Consider the following 18506-nt stretch of genomic DNA (forward strand, 5'->3'; position numbering starts at 1 on the left):
ACTTTATATTGTAGGCCAGACTATTTCTGGTGCTTTTGATGGGTCTACCGATTCGAGCGCATCAAGATAATCAAGCCACTTATTAAATGAGGCCTTTTCATCATCTTTCAGGCGGCCGAGTGCCAGTTTCGACGGCCATTGCTTACTATCAATGTATTCATTCGCCTGGCTAATCAGGGTTTGCTTCTGGAGTTCGGCTTGCTGAGCCCCTCTCCAAAATGGAAGCAAACGCGCGCGGTGTGAAGTACGCCGAGCGCCTGCTCGGGAGATACAAAACCAGATCGTCAGTGGCACCTTTGAATATGCGAAATATTTCCCCAACTCCAAAAAGCTGGAACTGTTCGGGGTGGTGAAGAAAACCAAAAACATAAAGTCCTACCTGGACGAGTACCTGAAAATCTGCCAGAACCGCAACCTGTCCCCGTCGACTATCAACGGTTATGAAAAATGCCTGTCTGCGCTGTCAGCTCTGCATAAACTCCACGTGTCAGAACTGACGCCAGCGGTCCTTAAAAACTGGATAGCCAGCCGGAAAACAAAGCTGAAAACGACCAGGAATAACCTTTCGTTTCTGCGCAGCGCCATCGATGAAGCTGTTACGGATGGCCTGCTGAACATTAACCCGGTAACCCTAGTCAGCGCCAGCCGGTACCACGTGATCGACAGCAGCCCAAACGCCGACGATTACGAGGTTGACCCGTTCACGCCAGCGGAAACCCTCGCTATTTACCAGAGCTGCCGGTACCCGGAATGGGAAAACCTGTTCCGATTTGCTTTCAATACCGGTCTGCGGAGCTCCGAACTGTGCGCGCTGCGCTGGCCTGATCTCGACAACATCGCGAACACAGCCCACGTTCAAGCGGCCAGTGTCGTAGGGGTACTTAAAGGCACCAAGACAAAAGCCGGTACCCGTAAGGTGGAGCTGAACAGTGAGGCGCTGGCGGCCCTGCAGGCGCAGAAGCAATACACCTTTATGAAAAGTGAGTTTATATTCAGCGATCCGAAAACGGGAGAACCCTGGGCGAACGCCGACGCGATCCGTAAAAAAGCATGGGTGCCGACCCTGAAAAAAGCTGGCGTTCGCTATCGTAACCCGTACCAGACGCGGCACACCTTCGCCACCAAGCATATTAGCCAGGGCGTTAACCTCTTCTGGCTTGCCGGACAGATGGGCCACAAAGGGCCGGAAATGATATTCCGCAACTACGGTAAATACCTAGCTGAATATGACGGTAAAACCGCGATTTCAGCCGCTCTGTAGCGGGGTAAATATTTCAAAATGTTGGACAGAATCAGGACGTTAGACAGATCTCAATATGCACGTAAAATGCACTTGACGCCTGCCACAGCGACAGAATTGTTTATTTTCAATGAGTTAAATACACTTCGGACGCGAGTTCAACTCCCGCAGCTCCACCAAAATTCTCCATCGGTGATTACCAGAGTCATCCGATGAAGTCCTGAAAGCCCGCACGGCGCAAGCCCTGCGGGCTTTTTTGTGTCTGTCGTTGTCCGAGAAAGATCTAACGTTGCGTCATGGCCCGTGCCATCGTTGAAATCCCCGCACTGCATATCAAAGCCCACCCCCTTTCCCGCAATCAACATAAACCATTGATATTAAATATTTATCACCTCATTTATTTCCGTTTCCTTTTGTTTTGTCGAACGATCTGTGAACAACACCAAAACATTAACAACAAGGAAACAATAATATAACTACAGAGGTGACCTTATGCTCAATAAAGAACGGCATTATGCAATTTTGACCTGGCTTAACAGGTACGAACGGGCGACGGTGAATCAGCTTGCGAAAGTATTTAACGTCACCAGGGAAACGATTCGCAGCGACCTGAACTTATTAGCGCAGGAAGGCGGCATTGAGCGATGCCACGGTGGGGCAATTATCAAACGCCGTATTTTTCATACCCAATCAGTCAATAATTTAGATAGCAATATCATTCATTTTTTTGACTCCGCGCAGTCAAGAAAAACGATCAAATCCCGACATAAAGGGCGAAAGATGAAAGGTAAAGTCTGTATTCTGGGTTCATTCAACGTTGATATTATTGCTAATGTCGATCGTTTCCCGCAAAGCGGAGAATCTATTTTCTCCGAAAATACCATTATTGGACCCGGCGGCAAAGGCGCCAATCAGGCGCTGGCCGTAAGCAAATGCAATGTTAAAACCCATTTTGTCGGTAAGGTGGGTAACGATCAGTTTAGTCAGATGGCCTTTGAACATCTTTCATCTTCTGCTATCGACAGCTTCACGCTTTATCAGGATAAAGATCAGAAAACCGGCACCGCGCTTATTTATGTTTGTCAAAGTGATGGTGAAAATATGATTGCCATCAGCCCTGGGGCCAATCGGTCCATTACAGCCGATGAAGTTGAAGCGATTACCCCTGAAGTGAAAAACTCAGATATTTTTTTAACCCAGCTGGAAAATAATCTACCCGCTACCTTTCGGGCCATTGAAATTGCCCGCCGTAACGGGATTAAGGTGGTTTTGAACCCTGCCCCCTGGTCATCTGATGTGGTTAGCTGCCTGAAGAACGTGGACTTTCTGACCCCAAACGAGACTGAGGCCTCATTGCTGTCCGGCATTCATATCGTGGACCTTGCCAGCGCGAAGGAAGCCGCCAGAGCCATTAAAGCGAAAGGGGTAGGTCACGTCATCATCACCATGGGAGCGAAAGGCGCGCTTATTTATGACGGTGAGCAATTTATTCATATCCCGGCGCTGAAAGCCGTATGTGTGGATACCACCGGTGCTGGCGATGCCTTCAACGGCGCATTCGCCGCCGCGATGGCGAAAGGGGAATCCATTATTCAGGCAGCAAAATTTGCCTGTGCTTTCGCCTCTTTGGCCGTCGAAAAAGAAGGCGCATCAAATATGCCTGAATATAAAGATGTCCTGACCCGCCTCGCGCAATATAACGATAAAAACATTCTCACCGAGAAAATTTAACGCACGCATATTTCTGCAAACACAGATTATATTCACGACAACCATTTCAGTAATGGGAGTATGTCCGATGAAAGCCCTGACAGAATCTAAACCCGGCGGCGCGATACCGCAGGTAAATAACATGCCTCACCAGCAAACACTATCCCGCATGGCACGTTGCCGCCAGACGTTACGCCGGTGGTGGCCGTTCTACGTGATGGCCCTGCCTGGGGTTATCTATTTTTTTATCTGGCACTATTTACCCATTTGGGAAACCAAAATTGCGTTTGAGCAGTACCGTATTATCCCGCCGAATATCTGGGTCGGGATGCAGTATTTTGCCACGCTGATGTCATCCCCTGTTTTCTGGCAGGTGATACAGAACACCGTGATTATCGGCGCAATGAAGCTGATTTTTATTTTTCCGGTTCCCATTATCGTGGCGCTCTTGCTCAATGAAGTGCGCTCATCCGGTTACCGTAAATTTGTCCAGTCGGTGATTTATCTGCCGCATTATCTTTCCTGGGTGGTGATCGCCAGTATCGCGATTGCCACGCTCTCGCCGGTTGATGGCGCGGTTAACGACATCATTAAATCGATGGGCTATGACCCGATCCCCTTTATGACCGACAGCGGCTCTATCCGCTGGGTACTGGTGTTCACTGAAATGTGGCGCAGCGCGGGCTGGGATTCATTACTTTACATCGCGGCGATCCTCGCCATCGATCCACAGCTGTATGAAGCGGCGGAAATGGATGGTGCCGGGCGCTGGCGCAAAATCTGGCACATCACCCTGCCCGCTATCACCCCGACCATCGCCACGCTGTTTATCCTCAACGTCGGGCTGTTCCTGAGCCAGGGTTTTGATCAGGTCTTCAACATGACCAACGACGTGGTGAACGGTCAGATAGACATCATCGACACCTACGTCTACCGCATGGGCCTGCGCACCGGGGAGTTCTCGCTGGCGACCGCCGCAGGGTTATTCAAAGGCGTGATCGGCATGATCCTTATCGTGCTGGCACATAACGTTTCAAAACGCCTGACGGGTAAAGGAGTCTGGTAATGCGCATCTCATCACGAAGCACCCCTTTTGAGCGCATCGAATACGTGCTCATTCTCTCGGTACTGATGCTGCTGGTTGTCGTGACGCTACAACCGATCCTCAACCTGGTGGCGATATCCTTCTCCAGCCCGGCAAACGTGCCCGGTATGAGCGGCCTGGAGATTATTCCGCAGGGCTTTTCGCTGGACGTATGGAAGCTGCTGCTGACCAACGAAGCCGTGCTGCGCGGGTTTGGCAATGCGATGCTGATTACCGTGGTGGGCACCATCATCAACGTAGTTTTCACCGTGCTGCTGGCCTGGGCGCTGGCGCAAAAACGCCTGCCGGGACGCCGCTGGCTGTTTATGTTTGTCCTGTTCACCATCGTCTTTGAGCCGGGCATCATCCCCGATTTTCTGGTGATGAAAAAGCTGGGGCTACTGAACAGCTACTGGTCCGTCATCCTGTATCGCGCGGTCTTCGCCTGGTACCTGATTATTCTGGTTCGCCTGTTCGAAGAGATCCCGGAGGAGCTGCTGGAAGCCGCCGAACTCGATGGCGCGAACCCGTTCCAGACGCTGTGGTACGTCATTATGCCGGTCGCCAAATCGTCCATTGCCATGATCACGTTATTTTACATGGTGCTGCACTGGAACGAGTTTTTCCGCGCCATGGTGTACCTCAACGACCCGGACAAATGGCCGTTGCAGGTGGTGCTGCGTCAGTTTGTCGTCGAGGGCGATAAGCTGGCGATGGTAGGCGTCGAAAGCATGTCGAACTACACCGATGCCAGCCAGATCAGCATCAAGGCGCTGAAAGCCGGGATGATCACCTTAACCATCGCCCCGCTGATTGCCATCTACCCGATTATTTTGCGCTTCTTCACCAAAGGGACCATGTCCGGCGCGGTGAAGGGTTAACAGGAGCGATGACGATGAAATTATTCACAGCAATCGCCTGCGGCCTGCTGTTATGCCAGGCCGCCTGGGCCGAGCCGGTCACTATCCGGATTGTGGAAAAAGATCTGCTGACCACCAACCGCGAAGATGTCGCGCATATTCAGCGAATCGAGCAGGCGCTGGCACGCCAGGGACACGATATCCACATTGAGATCGTCAACCTGTCGTCTTCCGGCTACTCCGACGTGCTGAACGTGATGCTGCTCTCCGGCACCATCCCTGATCTGATCTATTTCAACGGCAGCGACCAGAAGATGGTCGAACAGGGCATTCTTGAAGACTGGCGTCCGTGGATTACGCAAACCCGCTATCTGAAAGAGGCGCTGTGGCCGCACAACCGGCTTCGCCTGCAAAACCATCCGACCCTGCTGTATGTCTTTCCCCTGCGCGCGCGCCAGCCGGTGATCCGTGAGGACTGGTTACAGAAGAGCGGATTCAGCGCATCACCCAAAACGCTGGCGGAGTACGTCACGCTGTTCAATGCGATCCACGCCGGTGACTACAACGGCGACGGTAAGACGGATAGCTGGGGGATCACCTCCGAGAAAGACCTGCGCGATCTCGACGGTTTTATGAACCCGGCGTTTGGCATTCACGCCACCTGGCTCAAGGACGATCAGGGCAATCTGATCAACGCCCAGATAAGCCCGCAGGAGCGGAGCAAGCTGGAGTTCTACCATTCGCTGTATCAGAAAGGATTGCTCTCCTCCCAGTACATCACCACCAACTGGGAGCTAAAAGAGGATGAGTTTTATACCGGCAAGGTTGGCGTGGTATCCGTCTCATCGCCAGGCAACGTCGGCGTGTACCAGGAAAAGATGCGTCAGATCCATCCTGACGCCACCCTCACCCTGCTCGACCCACCCGAAGGCCCGGCAGGTAAAGGGCTGGCGGCGACAGATGTTTCCATGGAAACGCGCGGCTTTGCCATGTCCTCGCTCTCGAAACATAAAAAGGAAGTGATGATCCTGCTCGATTTTCTGGCAAGCCCGGAAGGGCAAATGATGGAGCAGATGGGCTTCGAGAACACGCACTACGTTCGTAAGGGCAACACGATAAACGTGACGCCAAAAATTAATGCCTGGTATCCGCGGTTTATCCAGGCCGCCAACTGGAAGCCGCCGGTGGAGTGGCGGACGCCCGCGATGCTGCGCTATATCGACAATTCACAACGTTATTTTACGGCGGATAACGCCTTTATCTTCCCGGCGTCGTTTGCCGCCGCCATCGACTCAACCAGCAGTATTTATAACCAGTGGGCGTACCAGTTTGTCTCTGGCAAAGCGTCATTTGATCAGTGGGATCAGTATGTCAGCGCCTGGAAAGCCGCAGGTGGAAACGCCATGACCGAATATGCAGAGGAAAAATTAAAATGACCGTTACTCAAGCCGCTGATTTATCGTTCACGTCCCGCATTCTGGGCATGCTGTATGGCGTGGCGTTCGGTGATGTCTTAGGCGGACCGGTTGAGAAACTCTCCGCCCGGCAAATCGCGGAGAAATATGGCCGCGTCACCTCCATCCACCAGCGCTGGCACCGGATGGACGAGCCGTCCGCACGGCGCAACAACCGCGTACGCGGCAACGGTATCATCACCGACGATACGCTGATGACGCTCTGCCTGATGGAGGTTTACAGCGAGCTGGGCCGTCACGTTGATGCGTGGGATATGGGGGAGTCTTTTGTGCGGAAGATTGCCTGGGAACCGCGCTGGGTGCCGGAACTGGATCGGGAAGCGCTGGTTATTGAGCGCCTGTTTTATCCGGAAAAATGGATCTTCCATCGTCTGCAACTGGCCGCCTGCGATCCGCGCCAGGGCGGCGTGGGCAATATGGTGAACTGCGGCGCAGCCATGTATGCCGCCCCCATCGGAGCTATTAATGCCTGCAACCCTGAGGCAGCTTACCAGGAAGCCATTAATTTCACCCAGGGGCATCAGCAGAGCTATGGGCTGGAGGCCGCCGGGGTCTTCGCCGCCTGCGTTGCAGCGGCATTTATTCCTGGCATCACCATTGAGGCTATCACCAACATCGCATTGAAACTGGCTAAAGACGGCACCCACCAGGCCATCGCGGCAACGCTTGAGGTCGCGCATCGCTACCGTGGAACCGCATGGGATTATCAACAGGTCGTTGACGCCCTGCACGATGCGCTTTTGCCCTTCTCACCGATGGGTGATGACCTGATGCACGGCCCGGAAAAAGCGGGCGTCCCGACCATGGCCTACCAGCCCTCGCGTCTGATGTCGATTGAGGAACTGCCAATGGCGCTGGCCTTCTGCCTGCTGCGCGAAGGCGAGTTTCGCGGCGCGGTGGAAGACGCCATCAATTCAGGCCGTGATACCGACTCTATCGGGGTGATGAGCGGCGCGATTTTAGGCGCGCTGCACGGGGAAGCCATTGTCGAACCTGAGGTGCTGGCGGGTATTGATAGCGCCAACCACCTGGATCTGCGTACGGCCGCGCTGCGCTTCAGCGAATCAGCACAAAGCATTATCCAGCAGGATCTCGCTGCGGCGGCGCTTTACCGCCAGCACGTCATGCCATTATTGCAGCCAGGCCACACCGCCGGGCGAGGAGAGTAACATGAGCCAAATCGTTTTAAATAATCTCGGTAAATCCTACGGCAACGTCAGCATCATTAAAGGGATCTCGCTGAGCATTCACGAAGGCGAATTTATTGTGCTGGTCGGCCCGTCCGGGTGTGGGAAATCCACCCTGCTGCGCATGATTGCGGGTCTGGAAGACATCACCTCCGGTGAACTGCTGATGCACGGGGAGGTGGTCAACACTCTGCCCGCCAAAAAACGCGATATCGCCATGGTGTTCCAGAGCTATGCGCTCTATCCACACATGAAGGTGCGGGACAACATGAGTTTTGCCCTGAAGCTTGCCAGCGTCTCAAAAGCGGAACGGATGGCGCGCGTGGAAGAGGCAGCGGAAATCCTCGGCCTGACGCATCTGCTCGATCGCCTCCCGCGGGATCTTTCCGGCGGCCAGCGTCAGCGCGTGGCGATGGGACGCGCGCTGGTGCGTGACCCGAAGGCCTTTTTGTTTGATGAACCGCTCTCCAACCTGGACGCCAAACTGCGCCATAAAATGCGCGGAGAAATTCGTAAGATCCACCAGCGGATGGGTCGCACCACCATCTACGTGACGCACGATCAGACGGAAGCGATGACCATGGCGGACAGGATTGTGGTGCTGAATGCCGGACATATTGAGCAGGTCGGCACCCCGGAAGAGCTGTACCGTAACCCGGATAACCTGTTTGTCGCGGGCTTTATCGGCACGCCGGAAATTAACACCCTTAAAGGCGTGATTCAGCACGGCGAGATTGTGCTCAACAACGGCTACCGCTTCCCCTGCCCCCTCCGCTCACATATTGAAGGGATGGAGATCATCTGCGCCACCCGACCGCACTATATCCGGCTCGGCGAGTCAGGGATGCCAGCGGAAATCGTGCTGATAGAAATGACCGGGGAAGGACAGGAGATCCGGGTGCGTATCAACGATCAGGAGCTGATCGTGGTGTCCCATGAAAAGCTGGATATCAACGTGGGTCAGAAGGTCTTCCTCACCGTAGACGCGGAAAAAATGTTCTTGTTTGATGCCCAGACCGGTAAGCGCCTGCGGTCATAGAATGCTTAATCAATCCCTCCTGCAATCGCAGGGGGATTTTATAATGGCGGTGGGTATATATCAGGCTAGGCCAGGCTAGTTTCCAGCATTGAATCCACCATATCCATCTCTTCACGGCTGAGCAGCATTTCGATATTGACCAGGATGATCATTCTGTTTTCCATCACGCCAAGCCCAAGAAGATAGCGGCTTGATAGCATGGACGCGAAGTCCGGCGTCGGTTTAATCTGATCCATGTCCATCGACAGCACGTCAACCACACCGTCTACCACGATTCCTACAACGCGATTATTGAGGTTAAGGATGATCACTACCGTACTGTCATCCTGCTGAACGTCAGGAAGACTGAAGCGCACGCGAAGGTCAACTATTGGCACTATCACACCGCGCAGGTTGGTCACGCCGGTGATAAAACCTGGCGCGTTCGGGATACGAGTAACGCTATCGCATCCACGTATCTCTTGTACCTTCAGAATGTCGATCCCATATTCTTCGTTACCGAGACGAAAAACCAGATACTCCTGCGCAATGGCGTCCGCGCCCGCAGGCTTTGTCGTTGTTTGGGTCATGCTGTTACTCCTTGCTTACCGAACGTCGGCCTGACATGGTTTTCCTTTTGTCCGTTCATCGTCGACAGTTCAACCACGTCGAGGATTAGCGCAACGCTGCCATCACCGAGAATGGTCGCGGCTGAAACGCCCGGTACTTTGCGATAGTTCTGTTCGAGGTTTTTTACCACAACCTGTTGCTGACCAATGAGCTGATCGACCCACAGGGCGTAGCGGCATCCAGCGCTTTGGACGATCACCACAATGCCATCTTCAGGTGCGGTCTCGCCGGGCACCGATAGGCGCTGACGCAGCATCACCAGCGGAAGATATTCGCCACGAATTTGCAGCAGACGTTCCTCCCCGACGAAGCGGCAGAGCATATCCTCGCCGGGCCTCAGCGATTCCATTACCGCGCCGAGCGGCAGAACATAGATCTCCTGTCCAACTTTCACCAGCATGCCATCAAGGATTGCCAGCGTCAGCGGCAGAATAATGCGTATCGTCGTGCCTTCTCCCGGCTTTGAAAGGACTTCGACATGGCCGCCCATGGCCATAATGTTACGACGGACCACGTCCATACCCACGCCGCGCCCGGAAACATCTGTCACGCTTTCTGCGGTGGAAAATCCCGCGGCGAAAATCAGCATCCATACGTCCTCATCGCTGAGGGTGTCGCTGATATTCATTCCCTGGGAGCGGGCTTTCGCGAGGATTTTCTCCCGGTTCAGTCCGGCACCATCATCAGTCACCTCAATGATGATATTGCCGCCATGATGTTCCGCCGAGAGGATAAGATTGCCCACTACCGACTTCCCCTTACGGGCACGTTCTTCTTTCTGCTCAATGCCGTGATCGAGACTGTTACGCACCAGATGAGTCAGTGGGTCGATAATGCGTTCGATCAGGCTCTTATCCAGCTCGGCCGAGCCGCCACGAAGAGTTAGCTCTACCTCTTTGTTCAGGCGAGAACCCAGATCGTGCACCAGCCGCGGGAAGCGGCTAAACACATAATCCATTGGCATCATTCGAATCGACATGACTGATGACTGAAGCTCGCGTGTATTACGCTCCATTTGCGCCACGCAGCTGGAGAGCATGTCGTAGCTCGCTGGATCAAGTTTTTTGGAAAGCTGAGATAGCATCGCCTGGGTGATGATGAGCTCACCCACCTGGTTAATGATCTGATCGACTTTACTGACCGCCACGCGGATGCTGCCCGATTCCTGACTATTACTGCGGGCTGGCACCGGCGCGGCAGGTCGTGAAGGCGGTTCTGAATGGTCCGCGACTACAGAAGCCTTGTCCGTAACAGGAGAAGTCACTTCAACCGACGCTGGTTGAACGACATGCTCGATAAGGATTTGCGACTCTTCAAGCACAAAACACAGCACCGCGGAGATATCATCGGCAGAGGCGCTCGTGCGCAGCTGAACCACCATGCCATCATCAGCCTTCTCCGTAGCGACAATCTCTCCCATGTGGGATAACTCTTCCTGAAGCATTGCCCGCTCGCTTTCAGGAATTTTCTTCAACGTCACGCAGAGTAAAAGCTCATCATCAGCTGCCCCCTGCTGCGTCACGGCTTTGTCTTGCAACTCGACTGCCGTCTGGGCATGTTTGTCTTCCAGAGCAATCTTGCGCAGGGCTTCACAAATATAGCGATAACTCGCTTCATCAGGTTCCTGCGAAGACTGATAGGCTTCCAGTTGCGCTTGCATAATGTCTTTACATTCCAGAAATAGATTAACGGTCGTTCGGTTAAGCGAGCGTTCTCCGGCTCGCACCTGGTCAAACAGGTTCTCAAGTAGATGCGTGGTCTCTTGCAGGGCATTAAAGCCAAAAGTCCCTGCCCCGCCTTTCAAAGAATGCGCTGCGCGAAAAATGGCATTTACCTGTTCAGGATTCGGCGATGCGGCATCAATCTCCAGCAAATGCTTCTCCATCTCGGCCAGCAGTTCTTCCGCTTCGGTAAAAAAGATCTCGGTGAAATCATTCATGTCCATCGCTATACCCCCTTACCTCCTGCTGCGTAGTGTTGTTCAGGACGTTTTCTGGGCGATGCATGCGCGTGTCTTCCAGACGGATATCCTGTTCTTTGGTTTTACTTAATACCAAAATGCTAATACGGCGATTCGCCGGACTTGAGGGATCACTGTTTTCTAAAGGCATACGGCTTCCCGTGCCGATCACGCGAAGAAAACGCTCATCGTCAAGACCTGCTTTAACCAGCACGCGGCGCGCGGCGTTGGCGCGTCCGGAAGAAAGTTCCCAGTTACTGTATCCGGAGGTGCCGCCCGCATAGGGAAGCGAGTCGGTATGGCCGGTGAGACTGATTTTATTGGGCAACTCCTGCAACAGCGGCACAAGCGCCTGCAAAATGCCGTTCATATAGGATTCCGGCAGCTCGCTGCCTACTCTAAACATCGGGCGATCCTGGCTGTCGGTGATCTGAATGAGCAGGCCGTCGTTGGTAAGACGCAGCATAATGTTGGATTTAAAGTTATTGAGCCGGGGATCGGTTTCGATCATCTGCTGCAATTTATCTCTGGCCTGTTTCAGGCTCTCCATCCAGCGCTGCCGCTCGCTCTGTACCCGCTTATGATTCGCCACTTCTCCGTCCTGCTTCATCAGATCGTCACCGCCGCCGGGGATGATGCTGTCGCTCAGGCTGGTTTTGTCGCCATTGGCCATAGATGGCTTAAGCGGCATGCGGAAGTAATCGGCGATCATCTCCCGCTGCACCGTGCTGGACTGAGAAATCAGCCACATTACCAGGAAGAACGCCATCATCGCGGTCATAAAATCGGCGTAGGCGATTTTCCACGTACCACCGTGATGAGCATGCTTTTTCTTCTTTCGCTTGCGCGAAATGATTATCGGGGAATCGTTTTTCATGCCGTGGCATCCGCAGACTTAGACTTAAGGCTGGCGCTGGATTTCACTTCCCGCACATGCTCTTCAAGCTCCTCAAAGGAAGGCCGTTCGCTGGTAAAAATGGTTTTTCGGCCAAACTCCACGGCAATTTGTGGCGCATAGCCGTTTAGACTGGAGAGCAGCGTGACTTTTATACACTGAAGGATTTTGACCTGATCGGAACTCATCTGACGCAGCAGGGTTGCGAGCGGTAATACAAACCCGTAGGCAATCAAAATTCCGAGGAACGTGCCCACCAGCGCGTGGCCAATCAGCATTCCGAGCTCGGCTGCGGGTCGGTCCGCGGCACCGAGCGCGTTCACTACCCCCATGACGGCAGCCACAATACCAAAGGCCGGAAAGGCATCGCCGACGGTATTCAGACTGTGGGCCGGAACCTCAAGCTCCTCTTCGCAGGTTTCAATTTCTTCATCCATTAACGCTTCGATTTCATGCGAGTTCATACTTCCGCCAATCATCAGGCGGAAGTAATCGAGGATAAAGTTGCTTAACATCGGATCGCTCATCAGACGAGGATAAGCGCTGAAAATTTCGCTGCCCGCCGGATCTTCAATGTCTTTCTCAAGTGACATGAGTCCCTGAACACGACTTTTTGACAGCAGCAAAAACATAAGCGCCATCAGGTCCATATAAACCGTTTTGTTGTAGCGTTTCCCCACGAACAGCTTCACGATAGCTTTACCCGTCGCCTTAAGGGATTTCATGTTATTACCAACAATAAAAGCGCCGACCCCGGCACCGCCGATAATTAACAATTCCAAAGGCTGGAACAGCGCGAGCAGATTACCACCAGACAGTACGAACCCACCAAATACGGTAGCAATAACAACAAGATAGCCAAAGATAACTAACACACTCTCTCCTTTTTACTCGCTGACCGATGTCGAGTGCCGTGGCATCGAATAAAACGCCATCCTGTGCATTGCCATCGAACATCCGTCAGGCTGTCATAATTTCCGGCGTGGCATAATTGCCTGCGATTCCGCTGAGGTTGACCTGCGATTTCTTAAATGCCCGCGAAGGAGGGCTACACAAACTACAGGTGAACGGGTTTTTGATGAATTCCGTCGTGACCACAAAACCACCGGAACAAACGCTACAGGCCTTACGGGAAATAATACCGCAGTCGATAAAGCGTAATAATGTCCAGGCACGCGTTAGCCCCAGGACAGGTTTATCGTCGCAGCAAGAACCACACTGCTCCAGATAAAGACGGTAGGTTTTCATCAATATTTCAATAGGACGCCCGCCCCCAGTTTTCTGAAGATAAAGGTAAATGTTATAGAACATGGAAGAGTGAATATTCTGCTCCCATGACATGAACCAGTCTTCAGAAAAAGGGAGCATCCCTTTTGGAGGCGGACAGCCGCGTAACTCTTTATACAAGCGCAGTAAACGCCGACGACTTAAAGAAGTTTCAGATTCCAGAACCTGCATTCTTGCCCCAAGGTTAATTAACCCCATGGCAATATTTACCTCTTCAATTTCTTGCAATAAACTTTTCTCGCACATTTTATGCTTCTCCCGTCACAGCAGCATCGGACTCGCTTAATGAATTAAGTAAGTTTGTCGATAAAATGATGCCGGTATGAATTTGCTGAAGAGCTTCAATACGCGAATCTTTCGTCAAATTTTCGATGACCACTTCGTCATCGACGCGTAAACGACAAATCAACTGATTGGTCGCAGCCAGTTTCATCAACTGTGGTAAAGACAACTCTTTTAAATTATCAATCGTGCCTTCGGATAAGCCGAGACGAAAACTGGCAGCAAACTTGTCCTGTCTGATCAGCTGCTGCGCCAGTAATAAATAAGAAAGATTAATATCGTGAATGTTTTGCAGATACTCGTCAAAATTGGACACAAAAAGCTCCCACTGTTTTTCAACCACAAACAAGGCTAAATAGTTAAGGCAAAATGTTTACCCGGTCGATGCAGAGAGTCTTTTGGCATTGATAATCGCTGAATTCAGTCAAGCTGATTCAATAAATTATCGAAAAACTTTTCAATGCCAAAGGATGGCTACATCACAAATCTGACGAAATCATATTCATTAAGAATTTTCCTAGCAAGCTTTAAGAAAACAACGCGCACCAGAAAACTATCATAACTAAATGATTTATCTATAAAAATACACATTGTTAAACATTCTTAATTATCACGCAACGTAATTAACTTTACTTAGGAAATATTGTTAATCTTGTTAATGTTATCGCTATGTTATTCTTTCCTTAACCGATCCATTCTGCTTCGTAAGCGTTTTATCGCTAAACTGTGCAACTGGCTAACGCGCGTTTCGGTAACGCCCAAAATTAATCCAATCTCTTTCATGTTCAGATCCTGCTGATAATAAAACTGCAATATCTGCTGTTCACGCCTGGGGATCATTCGGATATGCTCAGCAATGTTGGCTATCAAGTTTTCCTGAATGGCCTCATTCAACGGATTAAGCTGTGCATTTTCGCCGTCATTACTCTCCCAACTGTCTGAATAGTTTTCCTGAAGTTCATCAATAGAGTACATCTGGCTGCTATTATTATCAGCCAGCATTTGCTGAAATTCCTTTAGCGAAACGCCCATACGTTCAGCAATATCAGCTTCGGTCGCTTCTCCCCCCTTTTCCTGTTCGATCTGATGAATAAGTGACACAATTTCCCGCGAATGCGATCGCACGCGCCGTGGAACCCAATCACTTTCCCGAAGCTCATCCATTAATGCCCATTTCACACGCTGTGAGATCCAGGCATTAAGGGCCACCCCTTTTTTAGGGTCAAAGCTATCAATGGCACTCAAAAAACCCATGGAGCCCGCCTGAATGAGATCGTCTAATTCGACATTGGCAGGCAGTCTCTTATGCAAACGCAGCGCTTCTTGCCTGACGATAAAATGGTATTTTGACCACAATGCCGTTTTATTCTCCAGCCCTTCAGCTGTGTATATACCGTCCACGCATTTCTTCCACCTAATCTTCACATTCTCAATTATCAGTTGAAACCACATAATCAAAAAGTGCGATAAGCTTTTATAAAAATGCGCATTCTGTTAATTTAATCATCGCGCTGCCTGACAGGAATAATTGGCGGCACTATTGACGCCAATTATTCTCTTTCCGCAGATGTCAGAACGTTTCCCACTGCGCATTATCATTTTCAACGTGACGCAACGTCATTTTTTCCGGCGCGGGCGTATGGCGTTTTTCAACTTTTTCATCTCGCAGGGTAAACTGGGCAACAAGCTGCTCAAGCTCGTCCGACTGAGATTCCAGTTTGCCTGCCGCCATGGCCGCTTCTTCCACCATCGCCGCGTTCTGCTGAGTCACCAGATCCATCTCGTTCACGGCCTGCGAAATCTGATTGATACCCGCACTTTGCTCGTCAGAGGCCGAACTGATTTCGCCCATAATCTGCGTCACCTCAGCAACCGAAGTCACGATGTCCTGCATGACGCCGCTCGCCTGGCTTACCTGGCGCGAACCTGTATCAATATTGTTAACGCTGGTATTAATCAGCTGATTAATCTCTTTCGCTGCATCGGCGCTGCGCTTGGCGAGGTTACGCACTTCTTCCGCAACTACCGCAAAGCCACGCCCCTGCTCTCCCGCTCGAGCGGCTTCAACCGCTGCGTTCAAGGCCAGAATGTTGGTCTGATTGGCGATACTGTCGATGACGCCGTTAATATCAGCAATCTGACGGGAGCTTTCGGTAATCTGCGCCATGATAGCTTCCAGGTTTACCATCACCTCGCCGCCATTTTGGGCATTCATGCTTGCCCCTTCTGCCAGACTGCGCGCCGCATGTGCGTTATCCGCATTCTGGCGTACGGTAGTTTTAATTTGCTCCATGCTGGCAGCCGTCTCCTGAAGGGCCGCAGCCTGTTCTTCGGTACGGGAGGAAAGGTCGCTGTTGCCCTGAGCAATCTCCTGGGCGTTAGAATGGATATTCACTACCCCTTCACGGATACCGGTAATGGTGTTGGTCAGGGAGACACGCATCTTCTCAAGCTCCCTGAGCATTTTGCCAATTTCGTTATCAGCGCCAGTCTCTATGGCATGACTCAGATCGCCTGCCGCTACGCGCTGAAGCATCTCAACGGTAGTTTCCATCCGGCGCACCAGCGCAATACGCAACCAGTAGCGAACGGCTAACAATACGCAAATCGCGATGGCCATCATCACCACGCTTACCCAAATCATCATCTTGTAGCTGCTTTCAGCTACTGATACATATTCGTACCCCCGGTCAGATGAGATTTCTGAATACTTCTCAATTTTTTGACGCAGCTCGGTACGCAGTTCCATATCACCGTTCATCGAGCCCGGGTATCCTTCCGGTCGCTCAAGATAGCCGAGCTTGGTTTGGACGGTGTTATAAACCAGGTCAAATTTGGCGCGAAGCTCCTCAGCAGCCCTTGTCTCTGCCAGGCTGTTGAATTTCACCTGCGCGAAAGCATCCATCTCCTTGCGCGCCTCTTTCAGCAGGTTGTGGGTGTGTTTGATCATCTCTGGCGACAGTGGTTTATGCAGCGACGTCTGAAGCATCATCCCGTTCGTATTCGCCACCACCGAGTTAATGTTATATGCGGCGTTAGTCATATAGGCGGGTAATGACTCCAACTTATTGATAGTGTTTTATGTTCAGATAATGCCCGATGACTTTGTCATGCAGCTCCACCGATTTTGAGAACGACAGCGACTTCCGTCCCAGCCGTGCCAGGTGCTGCCTCAGATTCAGGTTATGCCGCTCAATTCGCTGCGTATATCGCTTGCTGATTACGTGCAGCTTTCCCTTCAGGCGGGATTCATACAGCGGCCAGCCATCCGTCATCCATATCACCACGTCAAAGGGTGACAGCAGGCTCATAAGACGCCCCAGCGTCGCCATAGTGCGTTCACCGAATACGTGCGCAACAACCGTCTTCCGGAGCCTGTCATACGCGTAAAACAGCCAGCGCTGGCGCGATTTAGCCCCGACGTATCCCCACTGTTCGTCCATTTCCGCGCAGACGATGACGTCACTGCCCGGCTGTATGCGCGAGGTTACCGACTGCGGCCTGAGTTTTTTAAATGGCGGAAAATCGTGTTGAGGCCAACGCCCATAATGCGGGCGGTTGCCCGGCATCCAACGCCATTCATGGCCATATCAATGATTTTCTGGTGCGTACCGGGTTGAGAAGCGGTGTAAGTGAACTGCAGTTGCCATGTTTTACGGCAGTGAGAGCAGAGATAGCGCTGATGTCCGGCAGTGCTTTTGCCGTTACGCACCACCCCGTCAGTAGCTGAACAGGAGGGACAGCTGATAGAAACAGAAGCCACTGGAGCACCTCAAAAACACCATCATACACTAAATCAGTAAGTTGGCAGCATCACCTCCGTCGCCATCGCCACAAACGCCTGCTCGACGCCCGGCAATTTATTGGCTTTGGTGGAAACCGACATTAAGGAAACCGAATCGAAATACGTATTCTTTTTTATGACGATTTTGGTTGGCATTATTTTCACCTGTTTAAGATAAAAGGGGGCCGCCGTCGTGCTAAATGCACGTCGGTAACAATGCGTTTATTGATTAACGGCCAGCCAGGGGAAGGCTGACCGAATGCACTATGCGCCTGCCGCCAGCAGCAGGTCTGCGATCGCGTTGAAGCCTTTTTCCCGCGCCAGTTCGAGCGGGGTTTTGCCGTATTTATCGGTCATGTGCGGGTTCGCGCCGTGATCGAGCAGCAGCTTCACAATTTCCTGCTGCTTTGCGCCGCCGTCGTTTAATACGATGGCCTCCAGCAGCGGCGTCCAGCCGACAAAATTGGTGTGGTTGACGTTGATGTCGGTTTTTTCCAGCAGCTCACGCACGATTTCAACGTGCCCTTTTTCACTGGCAGGGGTAATGCCCACGCCGCCAAAGCGCGTCAGACGATCGAGATCCGGATTTGCCGGAAGGACAATGCGCAGCAGGGTTAAATCATTGGTCAGGCAGCCGATCAGGAAGGGGTTAAAACAGGTCTGGTCCTGTTTATCGATATCCGCCCCGGCGGCAATTAAAAACTCCACACAGGCGTAATGCTTTTTCAGGCTGGCAATAATAATGGCGGTTCTTTTCTGGCGGTTGGTCGCGTTAATATCCACGCCTTTCTCCAGGCAGGCTTTTAGCGCGTCGATATTGCCCTCTTCTGCCGCCAGCAGAAATTCTGTAACCAGTGCAGTTGCAGACATATTCAGACTCCCTATGTTTCACTTCTGATGACCTGAGAATAGCAACAGCCTGGTCATAAAAGAATCCGCTTAAAAATGATTCATCGACACGCAATTCATTGTTGAGTTAAATTCAACGGTCCGGGAGAAATGTGCGTCTGTGCAACCTTTTTCTTATGTTTTACCGCTTTTACGCGCTTCAGGGTGCATTATCCTTATGGCTGAAAAAGCCTTACACAGCGCGG

Annotated in this window: 19 protein-coding genes; 7 read left to right on the forward strand and 12 right to left on the reverse strand. The window is 51.9% G+C overall.

The annotated features are described in order from the left end of the window. Positions 1–3: 3 nt before the first annotated feature. Positions 4–369, reverse strand: a complete 366-nt coding sequence (locus tag L463_RS24130; protein ID WP_080024809.1) for a tail fiber assembly protein — start codon at positions 367–369, stop codon at positions 4–6. Here L463_RS24130 and xerC point away from each other — a divergent pair. From xerC to L463_RS02125, 7 genes are all read left to right on the forward strand, one after another. Then, a complete protein-coding gene (xerC, locus tag L463_RS02155; protein ID WP_228332951.1) occupies positions 281–1261 on the forward strand; it encodes a site-specific integrase in 981 nt (326 codons plus the stop codon). The two genes, L463_RS24130 and xerC, sit on opposite strands and share 89 nt — an antisense overlap. A 471-nt stretch (positions 1262–1732) precedes the next feature. Beyond that, on the forward strand, positions 1733–2971 hold the full coding sequence (gene rbsK / locus L463_RS02150; protein WP_032104640.1) for a ribokinase: 1239 nt from the start codon (positions 1733–1735) through the stop codon (positions 2969–2971). Positions 2972–3092: 121 nt separating this feature from the next. Next, positions 3093–4016: an ABC transporter permease gene (locus tag L463_RS02145; RefSeq protein ID WP_223825259.1), complete on the forward strand. Its 924-nt coding sequence runs from the start codon at positions 3093–3095 to the stop codon at positions 4014–4016. Next, entirely contained in the window at positions 4016–4915 is a 900-nt protein-coding gene (locus tag L463_RS02140; protein WP_017692842.1) for a carbohydrate ABC transporter permease, read from the forward strand. The genes L463_RS02145 and L463_RS02140 overlap by 1 nt, the downstream gene beginning before the upstream one ends. Positions 4916–4929: 14 nt before the next feature. Continuing rightward, complete coding sequence (locus L463_RS02135; protein WP_032104642.1) at positions 4930–6330, forward strand: extracellular solute-binding protein; 1401 nt, start codon at positions 4930–4932, stop codon at positions 6328–6330. Continuing rightward, on the forward strand, positions 6327–7538 hold the full coding sequence (locus tag L463_RS02130; RefSeq protein WP_032673306.1) for an ADP-ribosylglycohydrolase family protein: 1212 nt from the start codon (positions 6327–6329) through the stop codon (positions 7536–7538). The genes L463_RS02135 and L463_RS02130 overlap by 4 nt, the downstream gene beginning before the upstream one ends. 1 nt (position 7539) lies before the next feature. Beyond that, positions 7540–8595 carry an ABC transporter ATP-binding protein gene (locus tag L463_RS02125; RefSeq protein ID WP_015571586.1) on the forward strand — a complete coding sequence of 352 codons (1056 nt, stop codon included), beginning with the start codon at positions 7540–7542 and terminating at the stop codon, positions 8593–8595. 65 nt (positions 8596–8660) lie between these two features. On the opposite strand, the gene L463_RS02120 is transcribed toward L463_RS02125, so the two are convergent. From L463_RS02120 to L463_RS02080, 11 genes are all read right to left on the reverse strand, one after another. After that, positions 8661–9164 carry a chemotaxis protein CheW gene (locus L463_RS02120; RefSeq protein WP_015571587.1) on the reverse strand — a complete coding sequence of 168 codons (504 nt, stop codon included), beginning with the start codon at positions 9162–9164 and terminating at the stop codon, positions 8661–8663. After that, entirely contained in the window at positions 9161–11149 is a 1989-nt protein-coding gene (gene cheA / locus L463_RS02115) for a chemotaxis protein CheA (protein WP_032104658.1), read from the reverse strand. Before cheA ends, L463_RS02120 begins: the two co-directional genes overlap by 4 nt. Next, entirely contained in the window at positions 11136–12041 is a 906-nt protein-coding gene (motB, locus tag L463_RS02110; RefSeq protein ID WP_017692838.1) for a flagellar motor protein MotB, read from the reverse strand. Before motB ends, cheA begins: the two co-directional genes overlap by 14 nt. After that, positions 12038–12934 carry a flagellar motor stator protein MotA gene (motA, locus tag L463_RS02105; RefSeq protein ID WP_017692837.1) on the reverse strand — a complete coding sequence of 299 codons (897 nt, stop codon included), beginning with the start codon at positions 12932–12934 and terminating at the stop codon, positions 12038–12040. Before motA ends, motB begins: the two co-directional genes overlap by 4 nt. 85 nt (positions 12935–13019) lie before the next feature. Further along, positions 13020–13592, reverse strand: coding sequence for a flagellar transcriptional regulator FlhC (flhC, locus tag L463_RS02100; RefSeq protein WP_015571589.1), 573 nt, complete (start codon positions 13590–13592; stop codon positions 13020–13022). 1 nt (position 13593) lies between these two features. Beyond that, positions 13594–13944 carry a flagellar transcriptional regulator FlhD gene (flhD, locus tag L463_RS02095; RefSeq protein WP_023295279.1) on the reverse strand — a complete coding sequence of 117 codons (351 nt, stop codon included), beginning with the start codon at positions 13942–13944 and terminating at the stop codon, positions 13594–13596. A gap of 356 nt (positions 13945–14300) precedes the next feature. Then, positions 14301–15029, reverse strand: coding sequence for an RNA polymerase sigma factor FliA (fliA, locus tag L463_RS02090; protein ID WP_032104661.1), 729 nt, complete (start codon positions 15027–15029; stop codon positions 14301–14303). 169 nt (positions 15030–15198) lie between these two features. Beyond that, entirely contained in the window at positions 15199–16671 is a 1473-nt protein-coding gene (locus L463_RS02085) for a methyl-accepting chemotaxis protein (RefSeq protein WP_049025089.1), read from the reverse strand. A gap of 22 nt (positions 16672–16693) precedes the next feature. Continuing rightward, positions 16694–17391 (reverse strand): IS1-like element IS1B family transposase gene (locus tag L463_RS0123005; RefSeq protein ID WP_095033700.1). Its coding sequence is split into 2 segments (ribosomal slippage): positions 16694–17142 and positions 17142–17391, totalling 699 coding nucleotides; the frame shifts between segments, so codons are not numbered across the junction. A 33-nt stretch (positions 17392–17424) separates the two neighbouring features. Beyond that, positions 17425–17568 carry a hypothetical protein gene (locus L463_RS24385; RefSeq protein WP_154815463.1) on the reverse strand — a complete coding sequence of 48 codons (144 nt, stop codon included), beginning with the start codon at positions 17566–17568 and terminating at the stop codon, positions 17425–17427. Positions 17569–17676: 108 nt separating this feature from the next. Further along, complete coding sequence (locus L463_RS02080) at positions 17677–18282, reverse strand: ankyrin repeat domain-containing protein (RefSeq protein ID WP_015571649.1); 606 nt, start codon at positions 18280–18282, stop codon at positions 17677–17679. Between the last annotated feature and the right edge of the window lie 224 nt (positions 18283–18506).

Origin of the sequence: Enterobacter sp. BIDMC 27 (genome assembly GCF_000534415.1) — a bacterium.
Classification (GTDB): domain Bacteria; phylum Pseudomonadota; class Gammaproteobacteria; order Enterobacterales; family Enterobacteriaceae; genus Enterobacter; species Enterobacter hormaechei_C.

Bases quoted from the DNA above. Each gene is read 5' to 3' on its own strand.
- flhC (WP_015571589.1), bottom strand. From the start codon at position 13,592: ATGTGCGAGAAAAGTTTATTGCAAGAAATTGAAGAGGTAAATATTGCC.
- L463_RS02130 (WP_032673306.1), top strand. From the start codon at position 6,327: ATGACCGTTACTCAAGCCGCTGATTTATCGTTCACGTCCCGCATTCTG.
- L463_RS02145 (WP_223825259.1), top strand. From the start codon at position 3,093: ATGCCTCACCAGCAAACACTATCCCGCATGGCACGTTGCCGCCAGACG.
- L463_RS02085 (WP_049025089.1), bottom strand. From the start codon at position 16,671: ATGACTAACGCCGCATATAACATTAACTCGGTGGTGGCGAATACGAAC.
- L463_RS02125 (WP_015571586.1), top strand. From the start codon at position 7,540: ATGAGCCAAATCGTTTTAAATAATCTCGGTAAATCCTACGGCAACGTC.
- motB (WP_017692838.1), bottom strand. From the start codon at position 12,041: ATGAAAAACGATTCCCCGATAATCATTTCGCGCAAGCGAAAGAAGAAA.
- L463_RS02135 (WP_032104642.1), top strand. From the start codon at position 4,930: ATGAAATTATTCACAGCAATCGCCTGCGGCCTGCTGTTATGCCAGGCC.
- L463_RS24385 (WP_154815463.1), bottom strand. From the start codon at position 17,568: ATGCCAACCAAAATCGTCATAAAAAAGAATACGTATTTCGATTCGGTT.
- L463_RS02120 (WP_015571587.1), bottom strand. From the start codon at position 9,164: ATGACCCAAACAACGACAAAGCCTGCGGGCGCGGACGCCATTGCGCAG.
- L463_RS02140 (WP_017692842.1), top strand. From the start codon at position 4,016: ATGCGCATCTCATCACGAAGCACCCCTTTTGAGCGCATCGAATACGTG.
- rbsK (WP_032104640.1), top strand. From the start codon at position 1,733: ATGCTCAATAAAGAACGGCATTATGCAATTTTGACCTGGCTTAACAGG.
- L463_RS24130 (WP_080024809.1), bottom strand. From the start codon at position 369: ATGTTTTTGGTTTTCTTCACCACCCCGAACAGTTCCAGCTTTTTGGAG.
- L463_RS02080 (WP_015571649.1), bottom strand. From the start codon at position 18,282: ATGTCTGCAACTGCACTGGTTACAGAATTTCTGCTGGCGGCAGAAGAG.
- cheA (WP_032104658.1), bottom strand. From the start codon at position 11,149: ATGGACATGAATGATTTCACCGAGATCTTTTTTACCGAAGCGGAAGAA.